This is a genomic window from Thalassococcus sp. (assembly GCF_982780845.1).
The window spans coordinates 57439-79112 of sequence record NZ_CEYADA010000010.1 but is presented as its reverse complement, the minus strand read 5'-3'; the positions used below and the strand labels follow the sequence as shown (position 1 = coordinate 79112).

General features: G+C 60.5%; 19 protein-coding genes. All 19 read left to right on the top strand.

The features are described from left to right. The 19 genes from AC4FIA_RS12450 (at position 1) to AC4FIA_RS12360 (ending at position 21671) form a co-directional block, all read left to right on the top strand. Entirely contained in the window at positions 1–1164 is a 1164-nt protein-coding gene (locus AC4FIA_RS12450) for a hypothetical protein (protein ID WP_490366118.1), read from the top strand. After that, positions 1164–1436 (top strand): hypothetical protein, encoded by a 273-nt coding sequence (locus AC4FIA_RS12445; protein WP_490366117.1) that lies wholly within the window; start codon positions 1164–1166, stop codon positions 1434–1436. Before AC4FIA_RS12450 ends, AC4FIA_RS12445 begins: the two co-directional genes overlap by 1 nt. Beyond that, positions 1433–2272, top strand: a complete 840-nt coding sequence (locus AC4FIA_RS12440; RefSeq protein ID WP_488048522.1) for a hypothetical protein — start codon at positions 1433–1435, stop codon at positions 2270–2272. Before AC4FIA_RS12445 ends, AC4FIA_RS12440 begins: the two co-directional genes overlap by 4 nt. After that, positions 2269–3666 carry a S8 family peptidase gene (locus AC4FIA_RS12435; RefSeq protein ID WP_490366116.1) on the top strand — a complete coding sequence of 466 codons (1398 nt, stop codon included), beginning with the start codon at positions 2269–2271 and terminating at the stop codon, positions 3664–3666. The genes AC4FIA_RS12440 and AC4FIA_RS12435 overlap by 4 nt, the downstream gene beginning before the upstream one ends. Beyond that, on the top strand, positions 3656–5809 hold the full coding sequence (locus AC4FIA_RS12430; protein WP_490366115.1) for a hypothetical protein: 2154 nt from the start codon (positions 3656–3658) through the stop codon (positions 5807–5809). The genes AC4FIA_RS12435 and AC4FIA_RS12430 overlap by 11 nt, the downstream gene beginning before the upstream one ends. A gap of 38 nt (positions 5810–5847) precedes the next feature. Then, entirely contained in the window at positions 5848–6927 is a 1080-nt protein-coding gene (locus AC4FIA_RS12425) for a hypothetical protein (protein ID WP_490366114.1), read from the top strand. Then, entirely contained in the window at positions 6924–8111 is a 1188-nt protein-coding gene (locus AC4FIA_RS12420) for a hypothetical protein (protein WP_490366113.1), read from the top strand. Before AC4FIA_RS12425 ends, AC4FIA_RS12420 begins: the two co-directional genes overlap by 4 nt. A 52-nt stretch (positions 8112–8163) precedes the next feature. Continuing rightward, a complete protein-coding gene (locus AC4FIA_RS12415) occupies positions 8164–9051 on the top strand; it encodes a hypothetical protein (protein WP_490366112.1) in 888 nt (295 codons plus the stop codon). Beyond that, entirely contained in the window at positions 9048–10460 is a 1413-nt protein-coding gene (locus tag AC4FIA_RS12410; RefSeq protein WP_490366111.1) for a hypothetical protein, read from the top strand. The genes AC4FIA_RS12415 and AC4FIA_RS12410 overlap by 4 nt, the downstream gene beginning before the upstream one ends. Further along, on the top strand, positions 10457–11638 hold the full coding sequence (locus tag AC4FIA_RS12405; RefSeq protein ID WP_490366110.1) for a hypothetical protein: 1182 nt from the start codon (positions 10457–10459) through the stop codon (positions 11636–11638). The genes AC4FIA_RS12410 and AC4FIA_RS12405 overlap by 4 nt, the downstream gene beginning before the upstream one ends. A gap of 27 nt (positions 11639–11665) precedes the next feature. Continuing rightward, entirely contained in the window at positions 11666–14392 is a 2727-nt protein-coding gene (locus AC4FIA_RS12400) for a YiiX/YebB-like N1pC/P60 family cysteine hydrolase (RefSeq protein WP_490366109.1), read from the top strand. Between the two features lie 120 nt (positions 14393–14512). Continuing rightward, entirely contained in the window at positions 14513–15250 is a 738-nt protein-coding gene (locus AC4FIA_RS12395) for a DUF1868 domain-containing protein (protein WP_490366108.1), read from the top strand. Between the two features lie 112 nt (positions 15251–15362). Further along, positions 15363–16034, top strand: coding sequence for a Crp/Fnr family transcriptional regulator (locus AC4FIA_RS12390; RefSeq protein ID WP_490366179.1), 672 nt, complete (start codon positions 15363–15365; stop codon positions 16032–16034). A gap of 72 nt (positions 16035–16106) precedes the next feature. Then, positions 16107–16313: a YgaP family membrane protein gene (locus tag AC4FIA_RS12385; RefSeq protein ID WP_287473045.1), complete on the top strand. Its 207-nt coding sequence runs from the start codon at positions 16107–16109 to the stop codon at positions 16311–16313. Next, complete coding sequence (locus AC4FIA_RS12380; RefSeq protein WP_287473046.1) at positions 16310–16750, top strand: YeeE/YedE family protein; 441 nt, start codon at positions 16310–16312, stop codon at positions 16748–16750. The genes AC4FIA_RS12385 and AC4FIA_RS12380 overlap by 4 nt, the downstream gene beginning before the upstream one ends. 3 nt (positions 16751–16753) lie before the next feature. Continuing rightward, the gene (locus tag AC4FIA_RS12375; RefSeq protein WP_490366107.1) at positions 16754–17194 is read left to right on the top strand and encodes a DUF6691 family protein; all 441 of its coding nucleotides are present in this window, start codon (positions 16754–16756) and stop codon (positions 17192–17194) included. A gap of 12 nt (positions 17195–17206) precedes the next feature. Further along, the gene (locus AC4FIA_RS12370) at positions 17207–18094 is read left to right on the top strand and encodes an MBL fold metallo-hydrolase (protein WP_490366106.1); all 888 of its coding nucleotides are present in this window, start codon (positions 17207–17209) and stop codon (positions 18092–18094) included. 25 nt (positions 18095–18119) lie between these two features. After that, positions 18120–19799, top strand: a complete 1680-nt coding sequence (locus AC4FIA_RS12365) for a bifunctional protein tyrosine phosphatase family protein/NAD(P)/FAD-dependent oxidoreductase (protein ID WP_490366105.1) — start codon at positions 18120–18122, stop codon at positions 19797–19799. 138 nt (positions 19800–19937) lie between these two features. Further along, on the top strand, positions 19938–21671 hold the full coding sequence (locus AC4FIA_RS12360; protein WP_287473048.1) for a SulP family inorganic anion transporter: 1734 nt from the start codon (positions 19938–19940) through the stop codon (positions 21669–21671). Positions 21672–21674 lie beyond the last annotated feature (3 nt).

The window sequence follows — 21674 nt, the reverse complement described above, 5'->3', positions numbered from 1 at the left end:
ATGACCCATAGCCCCCATCCCGCAAGTGCCCAGGATTTGGCCGCCGCCCTGCATCAAAGCGCGGCGTTTCGTGCGCTTCCCATGGCCGAGCAGGAAAAGATGCGGGCGCAGGCGGCCAAGGTCTTTGGCTATCTTGAACACGGGCAGGCCGCCGCCCGACCGATGGCCGATCCGCTGCCCCCTGGTACGGGTGCAGGTGGCCAGCCTCAGGACCCCGCCAACCCCGACGTGATCCGCCGCGCCGGTCCGGCGACCCAGAACATGCTGGAAAGTATCGCGTTTCCCGATTTCGTCGCCTCGCTGATCCAGGGCACGTTTCAGGCGATTGTTGACAGTTCGATCCAGCAGATGGAGGCCTACAGCCAGTTGCTGGCTTCGGTTTCGAAAACCGTCGACCAGTTTATGGACGAACACATCACCGATGATATGGCGCGGGATCATCTGGCCGATAACTACGGCTCGGTTTTTCAGCGCGAGGTGACAACCACAGGTCCGAAACTGGGCGTGGCACCGCCACCGCCGTCGGGCAGCAGTTCGCCCCTGCCGAATTTCTTGCAAGACCTAGGATTCACCGACAGCAGCGACATCGACGAACCCGCCCTGAACGAGGCGGTCATTCCCGCCGTCAAACGCACCTTGGCTGAAACGCGGCACCAGTCGCTGGCGACCATGGTCATGATGGGCATGAACCGCATCGTCGTCGACGAAGGTGAGATCAACGCCAAACTGATTTTCAACGTGGATGCGTCTGAAAGCACCACGATGAATTTCGACGATAACAAGCCGACGAACTGGACCTTGGCTGGCACCGCTGGCCGCAATGCGTTCGGGGCGTCGGGGCTGGTTGTGACAACGACCAATCTGAATACCCAGTCCGATATTTCCGTGCGTGCGGAACTGACCGGCGAAGTGCGGATCAAGTTCAAATCCGATTACTTCCCGATGGAGCGTTTTGCCGACAGTCAGGCCATTCAGTTGATCAATAATCACGCAAAGCCCTTCCCGTCGCAGAACGGCCAGACCGTCGAAGGCACTGCGACCGAACAAACGCCGGTTTCCTCGGTTCCGATCCCTGAAACACCGCAACTGCCCGGTGTCTCAAGCCAGTCGCTGTCGTCCTCCCGCGATAGCGGCTGGGGTGATCCCAACAGGGGAGGCCGCTGATGTCGCTTCGCCCTGAACTTCACGTCACGCTGACCCAGATCCTCGATGCGCTGGACGGCCCCGAGATCGAGGGCGCGCCCATCACAACCGAGGCGCATCTGGATGCCGCGGTCGAGGTCAGCTTTGGCTGGCGTGACGGGGCGTTGGTGGCGGATGTGGCCCCCCCGGCCAGCCGGTTCGTGTCGGGCATTCAGAACCCTGTTCAACGCATGATCATTTCGGCCCACCGCGTGCCGGTCGAGGCCCGCGAAACAGCGGAGGACGCGACATGAGCGCCGCCGCACCGATCGAAGATTTCCTCGAGGCGATCACCGCCCAGTTGGACAAAACGCAAGACAATCTGCGGCTGAAGGCGGTGAACCGTCCGCTGACCTTTGCGCTGAAGGATTTCAGCATCGATCTGTCCGTTTTCGTGGAAATGGACCGCGACGGTCAGGTGCGGCTGCGCCCCTCGGGGCCGAATGAATCCGGTGCCAGCGTGATCAAGATCGGCTTCACCACAATCACCCGCCCGATGATTGAGGAAAACACAATTTCGATGGAAATGACGCAAAGCCCGTCGCTTGAGGATGCCGGCTTTGCGCCTGACGAAAGCAAACAGTTGCAGCGTCTGGGTGTGCGCAATCTGGCCCAGTTGGAAAAGCTGCGCCAGCGGACGGACGAAGACTCGGTCGCGCAATTTGCCGGTCTGGACAGTGGCGTTCTGCGTCAGCGGTTGCAAAAGGCGCGTCCGCGCATCGACCTTGTCCAGATCGGGCGCAAGGAAACGCCACTGCCCGCAGCAAACGGCCCGCGCACGCCCGAGGTGTCGCTGCGCAGCGGCCAGTCAAAACTGCGCCTGCGGGGCCGTCGCCTGACCGAAGCGGGCGAAAGCCCTGTCGCCAAGCTGGACGGTAAAACGCTTCCGATCCGAAGCTTCAGTCAAAGCCACATCGATGTGGAGCTGGACGGGCTGACAGGTGGTCTGTTGGAGCTCGAACTGCCCGGCGGCACGGTCGAGGCGCTTTCACTGATGATGGAGCCGGACACGGACACAGACACCCCGCCAACGGACAGCGGCGCGGGCTGGTCCGATCCGGATCGTGACGAGGTGGAGGATCAATCATGACCCACCACGGCATGACCACGGGCCGCGTTCTGGCCAAGCTTTGCGAATGTCCCGAACATGTGCCTTCGCATCTGGATGTGATCGCGGGCGCGGCGCGTCCCATGGGGCATATCGACAACAACAGCCTCGATCGCTGCATCCATCACCATGCGGGCGCGATGCAGGTGCGCCGCGTCTATCACGCGGCCGAGTCGCTGATGCACGAAGGCACGCGCTGCAAATGTTTCGATGACACGGAAAAAGCGCTGGGGATGGATCGTGTCGTGGCGCTGGATATTCCCACATCCGCCCGCGCTGCCGATCTGGCGCACGATCTGAACCAACGTGATGACGTGGAATGGGCCATGCCCGAACCGATGTCTTTCGCCCCTATGGACATCACGCCGGTCCGCGTTCTGTCGGCACGTGACATGACGCCCGAGAAAATACTTGCCCCGTTCCAGCAGGTCGGCGCCTTTGTCGCGCTGGAAATGGAGCCGGGTGATCCTGCGATCCGCGTGGCAGTCGTCGATACGGGTGTGGCGCTGGGTCATCCCGAATTTCACAACCGGATCGCGGCAGGCGTAGACACGGTTGATCTTGGCAGTGGCGCGCTTGGTGGCGGGGCGGAACTTGTCGGGGACAGCGACACGCCCGACATCATGGCCCACGACGAAACCGGACATGGCAGCCATGTGGCCGGCATCATCGCTGCCAATGGCGACCGTATCCCGCCGGGTGTGGGCGGGCGCGCCTGTCTGATCCCCGTGCGCGCGCTGGCCGCCGCCCGTTCTGCCGACGGACGGATCGTCGGGATCGGCGGCACTATGGATATCGACGCTGCGGTCAAGGCGGCTGTGGACCTTGGCGCACGCGTGTTGAACCTGTCCTTCGGCACCTCGGAAGAGGACATGCCCTTTGGCGCGCCGCCGGTTCATTCGGACACCATCCAGTATGTGCTGGCCAAAGGGGCCGTGCCGGTCGCCGCGATGGGCAACTCTGGTAAATCGGAACGCTTCTACCCCGCCGCGTTAGACGGGGTGATCGCCGTAGGCGCGATCAACGAACATGGCCGCAGGGCCAGCTTTTCCACGATGGGCGATCACATCGCCCTGTCTGCGCCGGGCGAGGATGTGATCTCGACCGGACTGACAGGCTATCGCGCATCGACCGGAACCAGCCATGCCGCGCCCTTTGTGGCCGGTGCCGTCGCGCTGATGTTGGCGCGGGCCGATGCGGCAGGGCTGCGACTGAACGCGATCCAGTGTCGCGATGTCCTGCGTCGCGCGGCTGATCCCGCGCATCCCGACAGCAGACCCGAAGAAACCGGTGCCGGACGCCTGAATGTCCCTCGCACCTTGTCACTGGTGGATCAACTGATCGCCGCAAATCAAGGAGGTTCCAATGGCCGATAATGCCCCAACCTTGCCGCAGGTGCTGAGGAACGAATTCGCCAGCGCCGTTTTCCCGGACCTGTCCGCGCCCGAACGCAACGCGGCGGTGTCCAAGCTCCTGTCCTATCTGGACCCTGCCACCACCAAAGCGGTGGAAAATCTGGCGCAAAGGGTGCGGGACAAAAAGATCAGCCCCGAAAACGCCAGTGAAGAACTGGGCGCGATGGTTATCGCCGGTCAGGCGATCACCGCCTCGGGCAAAACCTATTCCAAGGACGCGACAAAAGGGTTCGTGGAAAAGGTCATTGCCAAAGGCCAGCAGGACCCCGGCACCAAGCTGAACACGCTGCGGGCGCTGGCCGAACTGGATGACAGTGACAAACCCGAACCCGTCAGAACCTACATGCGCGACGTGTCCACTGCGTTGCACACGATTTCCCCTGAACCAGAAGCCCAACCAGAAACTCCGGAACCCATTGTGGTGACCGGCACCACAAATAATGGAGATACCACAATGGACGAGACCGAATTCCAGGAAGTTTTAGACAAAATTGATTCAATTTATGCCTTCGATGAATCCAAACTGCCGTCGCGCCTTCACTACGATGGTGACAACGGCAGCCGTGTGTTCTCGGTCGGTCAAAAGGCCCTGATCTCGGGCGTGATCCTTGCCATGAAGCGGCTCAATGCGGTGCCGCGAAATGATGAGGCTGCTTTCGCCGCGATGGGCGCGGTCATGGGCATCCTGCTTTTGGAGGGACGCCATGATCCGGACGCGGCCAAGTTCTTTGACTATGTGAAAGACGCGGTCAACGAACTGAACAGCGCTGCTGATCCCAACCACGCCGAAGTCGGCAATGATGTGTTTGAACCGGATTTCACGCTTAAGCGCGATGTCTTTTACGCAGTGGCTAAGGTCTTAGCTGACGACAACGAAATCTTCTTCGATTCCTACGCCTCGGTCGGTCGCCAGATGGTCGATATCCACGACTCGGTCAAACCCAACGACAAAGGGTTCGCCAACGCGGTCGAGGCGCGTTACGCCAATGAAACCCTGAAGCTGGGCGGTGGCTCGGGTGGGGGCAACGGGGTTGCCTATCTTGATCTGCCGCCGCTGTCCGATCCGTCCGGTGGTAGCGACGATATCGTGAAGGAAAACATCACGGCGGTATCGTCGATCTATGTGGTCTACCAGTGCGAACAGATGATGCTGTTCAGCGCGACAGACCGGATTGTCGAACTGTTCATGGCGGGTCTTCTGCCCATGGCAGGCGATTCCACCGCGCGGCTGCTGGATCAGTATTACTGGAACCACGACAAGGTCAGCGTGACTGGTCGTTCCGCGCAATACAGCCGTGCGCTGGGCGCGCCGGGTGGTGATGTGGGTGCAGATGTTTCACCCAACAGCGAATTCAACAGCCTACTGATGCGTGTAATTTCGTCGATTTCGGAATACGAACGCCAGAATTCCGTTGGCAACCTGCTGGACCAGACAGGCCGCCGCGCGGTGCCGACCTCGGGCGAGTATGTCCGCAAGGCGGTGCGCGATCTGGCCGCAAACTGCACGCTTTACGGCTTTGCCGGTGTCCAGTTCGCCGCCGAGCGTCTGGGCAACCAGCTGAAGTCCGCGATGCAGATCCTGCAGCTGCCCCGTGTGCGCGAAATCTATGGCGTGAACAACATGTGGCAGGTGATCGAACGGGTCGCGCAGTCGGAATTCGGCACCACCGTCAACGTCGTGAAACACCGCACGATGGCCGAAGAGGTGCGCAAGCTGATGCAGGTGATCGCGGAAAATCCGGGCGTCTGGTCCGTCACCAGCGGCCAGCCCCTGTTCCATAGCGGGTCGAACTATGACTACGCGCCGTCCAGTGACCTGAGCTTTGCAGACACCTCTACCATGATGCGTGCGGCGCAGTACTTCCTTGCTGTGAACGGCATCCAGAGCGATCAGGTCTACGAATACAGCCAGCCCGTCGATACGCCCGCGCTGCCGTCTATCCCCGGCATGGGGATGTTCGGGTCAGGGGGCCAAAGCGGGGCCGCACCTGTGCCCTCGGCGCTTCCGGTCCAAAGCCCGATCAACAACCTGCAGAACATGGCGGCCAGTGGTCGTGCACCGACGGCGGCTGATGTCCGCTCGGCTGTGCCGCTTCCCTACTGATCCATCCTGTTTCAAGGCCAGACAAAGGAGGGCCAGACATGTATTCCCCCCGTGCATCTACAGTGGCGAAATCGCTGCTGAGCAGGGCATCACGGCATCTGTTGACGCCCGATCCCAGCGAGTTGCCAGAGATGTCCACCGCATTGGACAGATCGCTTGACTGGTCTATGGGGCAGGGCCGTCATGGTGACGCGTTCGAGCCCACCTATTCCGAAACCCGCGGCAGTGCCTTGGGGTTTCAGGTGGAACCCGGTGGTGACCAGGCCAGCGCGTCGGACAAGACCGAGCTGTCGACAGAAGCCACCCGTGCGGTGATCGCCGCCGACATGGGGCGCGAAGCGGCCCGTTGGTTCGATGCCCGAACCGAACCCTTCCGCACGCGCCAGCTTAGCTGGGCAGGCGGCTTCGGGGCCAATTTTTCGACCGCGCTGGATGGCAATGGTGTTGTCGAGGCGTCGGCCACCTACGGATGGACCCCGGGCATGACAGGGCAGTTTCCCGACACGATCGTGCAGATGGTGCGCATCGCACAGCAGGCGCTGCCTGCGCTTGAACCTTTCTATACCACGATCCGCTGTGGCCGCAGCGCGGGCGGCCAGCAGATCACGTTCGAACTGACGCAAGACACCAGCTTTGCCGATCTGGCCCCGTTGATGGAGGCGTTCGGCCTGTCCCACCGCCACGCCGGTCTGACGACGCTGGGCGCGTTTTCGCTTGGTGCGCGCTACACGCTGCCAGCCCGCAGCACGACGTTGACTTTGCTGCGTTCGGGTCCGCAGATCGAACTGCGTCTGGATATCAATCTTGATGCCTTGCCGGACGCGCCGCAGGTTCTGTTGCCGCTGTTGCGTCTGCCTATGGCCGAACGCCCCGGGGCGCTGGCCAGCTTTGACCGCTGGCTGACTGCGCTGACGCCCGAGGGCTATGGCGGGCCGGGGTCGGTCAACGTCCTGTCGATCCGCGTGCGCAGCGACATGCCCGCCCGCATCGCCGTTTACCTGCGTCCTGTGTCGTTTGACGAAGGCGAACGGGAGGCTCCCCAGACACCGGAAATGCATGCCGCCGCCGCGGGCGAGTTTCGCGCCGCTGACATGCCGGACTGGAGGGCCTACAGATGAACCAGATGGCCCCCCGCCACCCGCGCCCCCAAAGCCAGCGCGACTTTGCGCAGGAAGAGGTCGAAAGCCTTCTGCATCGTTCGGCGTCCTTCAAGGCGCTGCCACAGGACCAGCAGGCCGAAGTGCTGCAAAATACCCGCAAGGTCGTGGGCTTTATCGCCGATGCAGGCGGGGAACATCTGTTGCGCCACGCTGTCGGCGCGCAGGCGATGAATGCCTACAACAAGGGGCGCAAACCCCGCGCGCGGGCTATGGCAGGCGAAAACCAGAGCGATGGTCACGGTGATCACCTGAACGATGGTGTGGACGCGATGGGAAATGCCGTCGATGCCATCGATTTCCCGGGCTTCGTTTCCGAACTGATCCAAGGTGTGTTTCAGGCTGTGGTCGATGCCTCGATCCAGCAGATGGAAGCCTTTGCCGAACTGGTAGCCAATGTGTCGAAATCGGTTGACCAGTTCATGAAGGACAACGTCAGTGAAGATCAGGCACGGGACTATCTGGTGGGTCAGTATCCCGACCATCTTCAAGCGGATCTTGAGGCGGGGAAACTGGCCGCCAAGCCGGAGGCCGACACCGACAACGCGCCTGATTTCCTCTCGGATCTCGGTTTGCCCTTCGATCTGGGGGATATCGACGATGAAGAGGCCGAACAGCAACTTGTTCAGGCCGGTCGCAAACGGATCGCGATGGATCGTCAGCAGATGCTGGCCACCATGGTTCTAATGGGGCTGAACCGGATCGTCGTGACCGACGGTCAGATCAAGGCCTCGGTCGTGATCGATCTGAACTCCGAAGCGATGGATAAAGAGATTAAGACGCGGGAAAGCAGCTTTGAATACCGGAAGAAAACGGACGACACCACAAAGTCGGCGACGGTCAAGCCGGGGTTCCTTTGGTTCAAACCCAAGACGGTCAGCCGGAACAAACTGAACATCAAAACCGACACCACCACCAAGTCCAGCAGCACCAACGAAGAAGAGCGCGTTCGCGAGACCGAGTTGAAGGCCAAGCTGACGGGCAACGTCGATTTGCGTTTCAAATCCGAGACCTTCCCGCTGGAAAAAATGACTGAGCTGATGGGCACGGACACCACGATGATCACCCAGAACGCCAAGCAGCAGCCTGCCTCGGGCGGGGCTGATGCGCCGCAGGTCGACATCCCGCCGTTCCCGAATTCCTGAGGTTAAGCCGATGACACGCCAGCCCATATGCCCTTTGTCCAGCGCCATTTCGATGGCTCTTGGAACGCACGCCGGATGGCTGGCGGTTGGTCCGCGTGCCATGGCGATGGGACTGGAAGATCTGGACCTGTCGCTGCCCGCTTTGCCTGGTGGCGGTATGGCGGGCGGTGCGCTGACCGACGCGCAAATCAGGGCCTATGCGGCGCTTTATTATTACGGCGAACTGGAAGGCACGGGGTTGATGACCGTGGCCGAGCTTTTGGCCGAAGACCGTGATGCTATGGGCGTGCGGGACGAGGCGCTTTATCGTGCGCTTGATGGTCTGAGCCGTGCGATGCGCGGGGAATGGTACGGCGCAGAGCGGCGCCAGATGATCTTTGGCACGATGCTGGGCCTTGGCCGGTCCGATGGCATCCAGAGCGCGCTTGGCGGTCTTTGCCAGTCCATCGCGCAGTTCGAACAAACGTTGTCCTATGGCGGCAGCAGCTATGGGATGTCTGCCCGTCTGGACATGTCGGCAGATGCCACATTGCGGGTCATAACCCAGCGCGCCGCGATGGGGTTGGAACGGGCTGCGCAGTTGCTGAACCACCAGTTGCGTGCCGCGATCGAAGTTATGCAGAACCCCGCGCTTCATCGTCGTGTCGGCGCTAGGGATATGTGGGGGTTCTTGCAGGCCGTCGCTGTGCCCGCGCAGGGGCAATTGCCCGATCTGGGTCGCGCCGTGCGTCGTGCCCAGTCAGGATCGGCCCTGATCGCGGCTTTGGCCTCAGCGCGCAGCAGCGGCGGGTTGGCTGCGCATTTGTCCCGTGATTACGGCATGTTACGCTCGGCATCGGACTGGCTGATGAACGCGCCGCAGGGCATGTTGCAGCAGCCATCGTCTGGTTCGCCCTACGATCAACCCCACACGCCACGCAATTCGGGTGGCTGGGCATGACGGCGCACCCCCGCATATTGCCCAGAGGCTTTAGCGGCTTGGACCGGCGCGATCCGCCCTTGGTCACGCCCGAGCTGAAGCGGCTGACGGATGCGCAGGTCAAAGCGCTGGTCGCGGCATCGCCCGCCGCATCGGAACTGCCCGCCAAAGACCTGACCGCGCTTGAGGAAAAGCTGCAAAAAATCGCTGGTCATGCAGCGGCGCTTGCGCTGGAAGACTGGCAGCAATCCGAGGCACTGGGCCAGCGTCCGGTCGTGCGTCGCACCGAACGGATGCGCCCGCAAAACACCCCCGTTGCACGGCCACAGGCGCGTGCCGAATTTGAAAACGCCTCGACGGGCCGTGTGGGCGAGGTGACGCGCTCGACCCTGAATGCCATTTCCTTCCCCGAGTTCGTGTCGGACCTGATCAAAGGCACGTTCAAATCCATTCTGGACGCCACCACGTCACAGATGGACGCCTATATGAAGCTGCTCGAACAGGTGTCCCAAACCGTTGAGCAGTTCGAGAACGAAAACATCTCGGACGCGCAGGCACACCAGTGGTTGGCCCAGCAGTATCCCCGTCATATGCGTCTGGAGCCCTCGGACGCGGGTCCGATTGCGGTGCCAACAGATGATGCTGATGGCGTGCCCGAGGGGCTGGAAAATTCCCTGATGCTGCCGGATCGTGTGTCGTCCATTGACGAAACCACGATCGAGGAAACGCTGCTGCCGGCGGCACGCCGCAAGCTGGCACAGTCACGGCTTCAGATGCTGTCGTCGCTGGTGATGATGGGGCTGCAGCGGATCGTTATCAACCACGGTCGCATCCGCGCGACCATGGGGTTTCACATCGATGCAACAGACACCGCGAGCCGCAGTGACGCCAGCCTTCTTGATACGTCCATGGCGGCGTCGGGATCGTTCGGTTACGGGCCGTGGTCTGCGTCTGTTTCGACCTCGGTCACCTACGTGCGGTCCACGAAATCGGACAGCAACGCTGAACTGAACGTCAACGCCGACCTGACAGGCGAGGTCGATCTGACCTTTTCCACCGACTACCTGCCGCTGAACCGGATGGCGACGGACGAACGGATCGCGCGCATCCGTCAGAACACACCGAACCCGTCGGCCAATGCACCTGCCGCGGCCTCGATGGCTGGCAGCAATCGGACCGAGAGTGCGTCGGCGTCGGATATGCTGAACACCCATCTAGGACGGCGCGAGGCCGTCACGGCACCAGGGCTGGATGATATCCCGCGCGAGTCCAACGAACAGCGGGCAGAACGGCTTCGCATCAACCGCGAAAACGCGCAGCAGAACGAAGCTGCGAACAATTCCCAATCTGCCGAACAAGCTCCGGCGACGGAAACGCCTGCCGCCGAAACCCCCGCCGCCGAAACCCCTGCCACAGAAGGTGCCGCATGAGCCAGACCAACGTTCTTCCCGGCCCCTATGGCAGCGAACCCAAACCCGAGATGGAAGTTTCGGATCAGGTCAACGGGTTGGTGCAATCACAGATTTCCGCGCTGCTGCTGTCGTCGCCTGCGTTCTCGGAAATGCCCGAGGAAAAACAGGACGAGATGCGCGCCAATATGGCCAAGATCGCGGCCTATTCGGCGGCTTTGGTGGAAGACGACTGGAAACAGTCGCGCAAATTGGGCCAGACGCCCATGGTGCGCACCAGCCGGTCGATGGAGTTCGATCCTGACGCAGCTCCGGTCCCCATGGCCGTGGACACAGCCAGCCCCAAGCCTGTCGCCAAACCGATGGCAACCGGCGATTTCAATCCCGCCGCCGCCAATCAGGTGGCCAGCGTCACCGAAAGCACCCTGAACGCCATCGCCTTTCCGACCTTTGTCGCCGATCTGATCAAAGGCACTTTCAACGCGATCATCGATGCCTCGATCCAGCAGATGGAGGCCTTTAGCGAGCTTTTGTCCAACGTCGCCAAGACCGTCGATGATTTCATGGCCGACAATATCACCGACAACAACGCCCGCGACTGGGTCACAGGCGCATTTCCCGCGCGCTACACGCTGAACGCCTCGGGTGACGGCCCGCAGTTGGAACCGTCCGAGGATCTGACCGACGAAGAAGCCAGCCGCATGCGCCGCACGCTTAATCTGGGCGAGGATGCGGACCTGTCGGATGTGGAATCCGTCGTCGTTCCCGCAGCCCGCCGCCACATCGCGCAAAGCCGTCAGCAAATGCTGTCCTCGATGGTTCTGATGGGGATCAACCGCGTGATCGTGACCCGTGGCCGGATCAAAGCGCAGATGGGTTTCCGCATCGACACCAAGGATGCGGCAACGGCGTCGGCGTCCAAAAGCTTTGACATGAAAAACGAAACCAAAGCGCGCTACGGCTGGTTCCTGTCGCCTGTTTCGGCTTCGACCAAAACCACTGTTGCCTATGTGTCGTCCTCCCAGAAGGACAGCGAAAACGAGATTGATGTTTCGGCCAACCTGTCGGGCGAGGTTGACCTGCAATTCAAGTCCGATGTCTTCCCGCTCGAACGTTTTGCTGATGCCGGTGTGATTTCCGGCATCCAGTCGAACACGGCCAATCCGGCGGCCAATCAGCCGGTCACTTCAATGACTTAGAACAAAAGAAATTAGGAGACCTTTGATATGCCCCATTATCACGAACACACACGCCGCCAGCCTGTTCGTCCTCAGGGCGCCCCCCTGTCGGGTGGCTCGGGCGATGGCGAAGGGTACTTTCCGCCCGCTCGTGGCAGCTATGTCCGGCTGGCTCCGAACGCGTCTGCGGTGACGGATATCACCTCGGATCAGTTGCAGCCGGGTGATTTGTTGCTGTCCACCACATCCGAGGCGATCAGCGCTACAATCCGCGAAGTGACAGACAGCCCCGTTAGCCATGTCGCTGTCTACATCGGCAACGGCGAGGTGATCGAGGGCATTGGAGACGGGGTCACACGCCACCGCTTAACCGCCGCTTTGGCCGATGATTATTATTCGGCAGCCTACCGCGTGAACGGTCTGACCGACGCCGACCGCAGCGCGTTGGTCACGTGGTTGCGCGGCAAAGTGGGCGAGCCCTACGACTATGGCGGTTTGATCCACGAAATCACGAATTCCGACGATGCGTGGTTCTGTTCGGAGCTGACCTTTGCCGCCTACGAACATATCGGCAAACCGTTGTCGACGGTTGAACCCGGCAATAGCGAGCCGGGGCAGATCCTGACCCTGTCCAACGTGACCTACGTCGGCCACTTGAAACGTCCGGGCTATGCCGCATCGCATGGCATGCACCCGATGCAGCAGCGCGGCTATGGCCATGCACAAGACGCCTTTGCGCCGGATGAAAGCCAGCGCGACGCGATGATCACGCGCGGCTATTACGGCCAAAGCATCGACACGAGTATGCTGATGCCTGCGGATATCATTCTGACCAGCGCCAACGCCATGGTATCTGCCGCAATCCGCACCCACACAGGCGGACCTGCAAGTCATGCGGCACTTTATGTGGGCAACGGTCAGGTCATCGAGATGGTGGGCACCGGCGCACGCAAGGTGCCGTTGACCACGATCCTGCGCGATACAGATTTCGCCGCGGCCTATCGCGTGTCCGGTCTCACGACTGCGCAGGAAACTACCATCGTCAATTTCGCCGAAGACGTCGTGCGCCGTGGGGTCGAGTACGATTACTGGGCTATAGCCAGCTTCCTGACTGGCCATGACGAAGATAAGCTTTTCTGTTCCGAAATGATTTTCGAAGCCTTCGACGCCGCTGGCAGATCGCTTGGCACACCTTCCAAATCCAACCCATCAATGGTGATTAATATGCAGGGAATTGAGTATATTGGCCATATTCCGGCCAGTCGCGACAACGCAAGAACGCAAGGCCTTGCAATGTCCATGTCCGGTGGCTTGAACGCTGCCGTCAGCGCCGCTGTCGCGGCAGGCGCGTCCGAGCAAGAGGCCCGCGCCTATTTCGGTGGCTCCATGTCGGTGTCCATGTCGGCCAGCAGCCTGAAGTTGCCCGATGTGACCTTTATCAGCGACAGCAATCCGTTGATGGCAGGTATCCGCACCCTGCTGGGCAACGTGCTGGCTGGCACGAACCCCGGTGGCAAGATGCCGTGGGACCACCTGTTTGATTTCTGCACCCGCTATGACCTGTGCCTTGCCATTGGCGTGCACGGCAGCGTGCCCAGCGGGATCATGGAAAACATCGGTGTCAGCGGCGGTGTCGTCGTCGCCCCGAACCGTCGCGCAGGTTTCTATGCGGCCTCAAGCATCGGCGGTGGCTGGGTGCTGGATGCAGCCGCAGGCATCGAATTCCTTGCGGTCAAAGGTGGTGAAAGCAATTTCAACGGCCAGAGCCTTGTGATCGGCGGCAGCGTCGATGGTAGCGAAGGCCCCGGTTTCGGTCTGCGGGCCATCCTGAACAACAGCGGCATCATCGGCGTGGTCGGCGAGATCAACTTCTCGCTCGGGGTTCCGGTTCTTTCGGCGGTCGAGATCACCGGCGCGATTTCCAACACCGGTTCGTGGATGACCACCTTCTCGGCCATGTCGCTGAGCGCGAATGATACGCCTGGAATTCAGGCCTTTATTCGTGCCGCGATTGAGGCCGGAGCGACAGAACAAGAGGCCGGCGCCTTCTTGAACGGCACATCCGAGGCCCAATCGATGGGCTATGCGCGTGCTATGAACAACAACTCGCTGCCCCCCTATACCCGCATCACAGGCTGGAAACGAGCAGCATTGGAAGCGGCCATCAATCAGGCCTTTGATCCTTGGCACATGATCTGGTCGCGAACAGTTCCCATGTCGACACTTCTCAAAATGGAGGCACAGGCGCAGAATGTATCAATCGGGATTGGCGTTGGCGTGAATGCAGGTCTTGGTGGATCAGCTGCTGCTGGCGTCGGTGTCGTGTTCCTGCCCAATGGTGACTTGGCGGCCTACGGGTCGTTCGGTTGGGGTGGAGGATGGAACTTCTCGATCAACGCGACTTACGATTTCACTGTTATCAATGGCGACGCAAGCCAGTTCTTCGGCCAAAGTTTGGTCATTGGAACGACCGTATCTGCCGATCTCGGGGTGAGTGTCGGTGCCGGAGCGCAGTACGTTATGACACCCGATGGTCAGCACAAGATCGGTTACATTGTTCAAGGATCTGTTGGTGTCGGTCTTCCGGGCGTGTCGACTGTCGAAGGGGGCTTGCAACGTGTCGAAACCGTAGCCTTCGGCATGTCGGCCTATGGTGCACGTCCGATGATGATCGGCGGTTTGCCGGTGCATCGTCCAGCCAATGTCGCCGGCCACGCGGCGCGGCCTATGGCTTTGGCCATGGCGGTAGGTCAACGCCAGCGCATCTGGAAATGATCGAAGGGCAGGCGGGGCCAGCGCACCCCGCCTGCGCCCATAGCGAAATATGTAGACAGTCACGCGGCTGTTGTGTTCCGTGGTTAGCAACAGGGAAATCCCAGCCAGCCACGGTGCCCCATGATCCCACTTCGCCCTGATCCCCTAGAATTCCTGACCGGTCGCCACAGCGGCACGGATCGTCCCGGCGGTGTCTCGATGCCCGGGGACGGGGGCAAGTTCACGCCGGATGGTCATGCGCTGATCTGGCCGGGGAATACGTTCATCTGCCACATCAACCGCAAATCCCCCCAGTGGGAGGCGATGCGCGATCTTCAGGAACAGGTCAAATGCAGCGAATTCCAGCGCTTCTTTGCGTTCCTCACGCCCACCAGCTTTCACATGACGGTGTTTCAGGGCCTGTCCCCTGATCTGCCCGCCAGTATGCCCGATGGGCTTGCACCGAACACGCCGCGCGACAGGGTCAGTGCGGAACTGATGGCGCGCACCCGTGATCTGGTTCTACCAACGGCCTTCCGCGTCACCACGACCGAATTGTTTGCCCTGCATTCCCTGACAACGGTCGGCGCGGATGAGGCGGCCGAGGCCGATCTGCGTCATGCCCGCCGGATATTGCGCGATGCGACAGGGATCAGCCCTGCGAAATTCGACGACTACGTGTTTCACATCACCATGGCCTATCCGCTCGATTGGGTGTCGGACACGCTGGCGCAGGAAATGGCGGATTTCAGCGCCGAACTGACGGCTGATGTGGTCGAAGACATCGGGCCTATCGACCTCGGGGCGATCGAATTCTGTACCTTTGACACAATGCATCATTTTGAACCTCTGATGCATCTGACGGGGCGTTCTGCGTAAAGGCGCCGCATGAGGGGCCGCAGGTGCTGGTAGAACGCGGCCTTTTGGATTAGCCTAAGCGAATACGAAGGGACACCATTTTGCCATGCACGACACCGTACATGATCATCTGATGGAAGGATCGTGGATTGATCGGTTCCCCGGGCTGCAGCAACTGCCGCCCGAACATCGTGCTATTCTGGAAAAAGGCAGTAAGGTGATCTCGGTCCCCGAGGGCACACAAGTGTTCGGCCCCGGCCAGTCCGCTGATAACCTTTTGATGCTTCTGGAAGGCACCGTGCGGGTCCAGCAGACCTCGGACACCGGGCGCGAGGTGTTTCTCTATCGTGTGAATGGCGGTGAAAGCTGTGTTCTGACCACAGCCTTCATGATCACCTTTGACGACTATTCCGCCGAGGGGATCGCAGAAACCGACGTTCTGGCCGTGGCGATCCCGCGTGCCACGTTTGACGAACTGGCAGGGCTATCCAAGCCCTTCCGCGATGTGATTTTCGCCGCCTATTCGCGGCGGATGACTGATTTGTTTACTTTGATTGATGACATCGTTTTCCAACGCATGGACGTGCGTTTGGCCGCGCGGTTGCTAGAATTGGCGGGTGACGGCGATACGGTCAAGGCAACGCATCAGGTGCTCGGCAACGAACTTGGTACCGCCCGCGAAGTGATTTCTCGCACCCTTTCAGAGTTCCAACGCCGTGGCTGGATTGAACAATCCCGCGGCACGCTCCGTATTATCGGACGCGAAGGATTAGAGCGTTTGGCACGCTCTTCTTCCTCTATGTGACGAAGTCACCGTAGATTTGACCACCATGTGAGAAAACAACGTCATCAAGTGATTCCTTCTGGAGAAACCGAGATGACAAAGAACATGGGAAAACTGGATCGGACCATCCGAATTGTGGTCGCGATCGCTCTGATCGTTTCGGCCTTCACCGGTATCCTGCCTGCCGCAGGTCTGTGGCACTGGCTGGCGCTGGTCGTGGCCGCGGTCTTCTTGCTGACATCAGCACTGGGCAACTGCCCGCTCTACTCAATTCTTGGAATAAGGACGTGCCGCGCATGACACCAATCGTAACTGAATTCACACCCCTGGCTTCGGCCTTTGGCGGTGCGCTGATCGGCCTTGCTGCCGTTCTGCTGATGACCTTCGGAGGCCGTATCTTTGGCGCCACGGGCATCTTGTCAGGTGCGATTTTGCCATCAGGTGCGGGTGACCGAGCATGGCGCTGGGCGCTGCTGGCCGGAATGGTTTCCGGTCCGCTGGCGGTGCAGCTCATGACAGGTTCCATGCCTGCCGTGGAAATCCCGATCTCGCTGCCGATGATCATCGTAGGCGGGTTCCTTGTGGGGGTCGGCGTGAACTTTTCGTCGGGCTGCACATCGGGCCACGGTGTTTGCGGCATGGCGCGGCTGTCGCCGCGGTCCATCATCGCGACCCTGACCTTCATGGCGGCGACAATTGTCACCGTCTACATCGTCCGCCACGTGATCGGAGCCTAAGCCATGAAACTTATCGTCTACTACCTGATCGGTCTTGTTTTCGGCGTCGGTATTTCGATTTCGGGCATGGCCAACCCTGCCAAGGTCCTGAACTTCTTTGACCTTGCCGGATCGTGGGATCCGTCCCTGATGTTCGTGATGGGTGGTGCTTTGATTGTGACGTTTATCGGTTACCGTCTGGCCTTCCGCCGGTCGGCCCCGCTGATGGCGCCCCGCTTCGAAGTGCCCACACGCCGCGATCTTGACCTGCCGCTTATTGGCGGTTCGGCGGTCTTCGGCATCGGCTGGGGTATCGCGGGCTTCTGCCCGGGTGGTGCTCTGCCGGCCCTTGGCACTGGCATGATCGAAGTTGCGATCTTCGTCGCATCCCTGATCGCCGGCCTTCTGACAGCACGCGTCCTACGCCGCGTTGGCGTGAACGCACTTACCAAATCTACGACTTAAAGGATCAGACCTATGACCAATTATCCTGTAAACATGTCTGTTAAGCCCGAAGTCAAAGCCTTCTTTGACGAGGCCACAAACACAATCACCTATGTTGTGAAAGACCCGAACTCGAACGCATGTGCCATCGTCGATTCCGTCATGGACATCGACTATGCCGCTGGCCGCATCAGCTATGAAAGCGCGGATGAGGTCATCCAATACGTGAAGGACAACAACCTGACCGTCGAATGGCTCTTGGAAACACATGTGCACGCCGACCACCTGTCTGCCGCGCCCTACATCCAGCAGGAACTGGGTGGCAAGATCGGTATCGGCGACAAGATCACCGTTGTGCAGGACACATTCGGCAAAGTCTTTAACGAAGGCACCGAATTCCAGCGTGACGGCTCGCAGTTCGATATGCTGTTCAAGGACGGCGACACGTTCTCGATCGGTGGCATGCCTGCCTTCACAATGCACACACCGGGCCACACGCCTGCGTGCATGGTCCATGTGATCGGTGACGCGGCATTCGTCGGTGACACCCTGTTCATGCCTGATGGCGGTTCGGCCCGTGCCGACTTCCCGGGTGGTGATGCGGGCGAGCTGTACGACTCGATCCAGAAGGTGCTGGCGCTGCCGGACGAAACCCGTCTGTTCATGTGCCACGACTACGCGCCCAATGGCCGCGACATCCAGTGGGAAACCACGGTTGCCGAGGAAAAAGAGCACAACATTCACGTCGGTAAAGGCAAGACGAAAGAAGAATTCGTCAAGTTCCGCACCGAGCGCGACGCCCAGTTGGCCGTGCCCAAACTGATCATCCCGTCGCTGCAAGTGAACATGCGTGCCGGTGAAGTGCCGACAGACAAAGACGGCAAGCCAATGCTCAAGGTTCCGGTCAACGGACTGGGCTAATCGGCACACAGGAAAGGAGCCAGACATGGACCTGAGAAAGATTTCATCCCATCTGAGCGTTTCGCCTCAGATCATGCCAGACGACATGGCCGCCATCAAAGAAGCCGGATTCCGGGCGATTATCTGTAACCGTCCGGACGGCGAAGGTGCCGACCAGCCCAGCTTTGATGAAGTCCAGAAGGCTGCCGAGGCAGCCGGTCTGGAGGCGCGCTATGTGCCGATCAAGGCGGGGATGGTGTCGGATCAGGATGTCGAAGCGTTCGGCGCGGCGCTTGATACGCTGCCGGGCCCGACGCTGGCTTACTGCCGGACGGGGACTCGTTCCGCGACTTTGTGGTCCTTCCACGAATCCAAGAACCGTCCCATGCCGGAAATCCTGGCTGCAACCAAAGCGGCGGGCTACGATATGAACGGCGTGGCCCGACGCATCGCCAACGGTGGCAAAACACCCACCGAAACAGGCGACGCAAAGTATGATGTGGTTGTTGTAGGTGGCGGCGCGGGCGGTATTTCTGTCGCAGCCAGCCTGCACGCTCGCAAACCCGATATCTCGATCGCGATCATCGATCCGGCGGATATCCACTATTACCAGCCGGGCTGGACCATGGTGGGCGGTGGCATCTTCGAAGCCAGCGAAACCGCGAAAACCATGGGCTCGCTCATCCCGCGCGGGGTCAAGTGGATCAAGGCCGCCGTGGCCGCGTTCGAACCTGCCAATAACGCCGTAATTCTCGATGGCTGCCGCGTGGTGAAATATGACCGTCTGGTCGTGTCACCGGGGCTCAAGCTGGATTGGGAAGCGGTGGAAGGTCTGGAAGAAACACTAGGCCGTAACGGTGTGACATCGAACTACCGCTATGATCTGGCGCCTTACACATGGCAGCTGGTTCAAGAAATGAAGGGCGGTCGCGCGCTGTTCACCCAGCCGCCGATGCCAATCAAATGTGCCGGTGCGCCGCAAAAGGCGATGTACCTGTCCGGTGACGCATGGAACCGCCGTGGCGTTCTGAAGAACATGGACATCCAGTTCATGAACGCGGGCGGCGTGCTGTTCGGGGTCAAGGATTATGTCCCCGCTCTGGAACAGTATATCGACAAATACGGTGTGACGCTGAACTTCTTCCACAACCTTGTGTCTGTGGACGGGGCGGCGAAAAAGGCGACCTTCAAGGTGGCCAAGCCGGACACCGAAGCGACCGAAGTCACTGTCGACTTTGACATGATGCACGTCACCCCGCCGCAAACGGCCCCTGATTTCATTCGCGTGTCGCCCCTGGCGGATGCGGCTGGTTGGGTCGATGTGGATCAGGCGACGCTGCGCCACAAAAGCTTCGACAATATCTGGAGCCTTGGTGACGTGATGAACGCGCCGAACGCGAAAACCGCAGCGGCCGCACGTAAACAGGCGCCGACGGTTGCGGACAATATCGCGGCTGACATCGATGGCCGGTCTCCGGTCGCCGCCTATGACGGCTACGGCTCGTGCCCGCTGACCGTTGAGCGCGGCAAGATCGTTCTGGCCGAGTTCGGCTATGGCGGTGTGCTGAAGCCCAGCTTCCCGTCGTTCCTGATCGACGGCACCAAGCCGACACGCGCGGCATGGTTCCTGAAAGAAAAGATGCTGCCGCCGATCTACTGGAAAGCGATGCTGCGCGGCAAAGAATGGATGGCCAAGCCTGAAAAGCTGACCATCGCTGCCGAGTAATCGGCCCCGAATGCAACGAACAGGGGCGGCACCCGCCCCCGTTCCCCGAAATGGCCGACTCCTCTCTGTCTGGCCAAAACCTCGGGCAGCTTGTGGCTTGGATGTTCAAGCTGCCCCCTTTTCTTGAATTGACTGCCCATGCCTGACTTCCGCAGATATCTCCCGATCCTCGACTGGGGCCGCAGCTACGATAAAACTGCGTTCTCGAATGATATGATCGCCGCGGTGATCGTGACGATCATGCTGATTCCGCAATCGCTGGCCTATGCGATGCTGGCAGGTCTGCCGCCCGAGGCGGGTCTGTACGCCTCGATCGTGCCGATCCTGCTTTATGCGGTCTTTGGTACATCACGCGCGCTGGCCGTGGGGCCGGTGGCGGTTGTGTCGCTGATGACTGCTGCCGCCGTCGGCCAGATCGCCGAACAGGGCACCATCGGTTATGCCGCCGCCGCCCTGAGCCTTGCGCTTTTGTCCGGCCTGATGCTGCTGGCGATGGGTATTTTCCGTCTGGGCTTTGTGGCGAACTTCCTCAGCCACCCTGTGATCGCGGGCTTTATCACCGCATCCGGTATCCTGATCGCGGTTAGCCAGCTGAAACACATCTTTGGTGTGTCCGCGTCGGGCCATACCCTGCCGGAAATCGTTCATTCGCTGTGGACGCATCTGGGCGACACCAATGTGATCACCCTTGTGATCGGCATCGTGGCGATTGCCTTCCTGTTCTGGGTGCGTCTTGGCATGAAAGACGCGCTGATCAAGCTTGGCCTGTCAAACAGTGTCGCGGGCGTTCTGACCAAGGCCGGTCCCGTGGCTGCTGTTGCTGTCACCACCTTGGCTGTGGCGCTGTTCCGTCTGGATGAAAGCGGCGTGAAGATCGTGGGCTCTGTCCCGCAAAGCCTGCCACCGCTGACCATGCCTGCGTTGTCGCCCGATCTGTTGCAGCAACTGCTGTTGCCTGCCGCGCTGATCACCATCATCGGTTTTGTTGAATCGATCTCTGTCGCGCAGACACTGGCCGCCAAGAAACGCCAGCGCATCAATCCGGATCAGGAACTGATCGGTCTGGGTGCCGCGAACATCGGTGCGGCCTTTACCGGCGGTTATCCGGTGACAGGTGGCTTTGCGCGTTCGGTCGTAAACTATGACGCAGGCGCGGAAACGCCCGCCGCCGGTGCCTTCACGGCCATCGGACTGGCGATTGCCGCCCTTGCGCTGACCCCGCTGATCTACTTCCTGCCGACGGCGACGCTGGCTGCGACGATCATCGTGGCGGTTCTGGGTCTGGTCGATCTGTCTATCCTGAAACACGCATGGACGTACAACCGCGCCGATTTCGCCGCAGTTCTGGCAACCATTCTTCTGACCCTTGGTTTCGGTGTCGAGGCTGGCGTCAGCGCCGGTGTGATCATCTCGATCGCGATGCACCTGTTCCGCACATCGCGCCCCCATGTGGCCGAGGTCGGTCTGGTGCCGGGCACCCAGCATTTCCGCAATATCAAACGCCACAAGGTGGAAACCGATCCGGAAATTCTGACCCTGCGTGTGGATGAGGCCCTGTGGTTCGCCAACGCGCGCTTCCTTGAGGACCAGATCCTTGACCGCCTGACCAAAGACTGCGCGCTGAAGCACGTCATCTTGATGTTCTCGGCTGTGAACGAGGTCGACCTGTCCGCGCTGGAAACCCTTGAGGCACTGAACAAACGTCTGGATGAACAGGGCATCAAGCTGCACCTGTCCGAGGTCAAAGGCCCTGTCATGGACCGCTTGCAACGGGCGCATTTCCTAGAAGAGTTGACTGGTAAGGTCTATCTGGCCCAGTACGATGCTTGGCGCGACCTGCACGACGCTACGCCGATCAAGGCCGTGTCCTAAGGG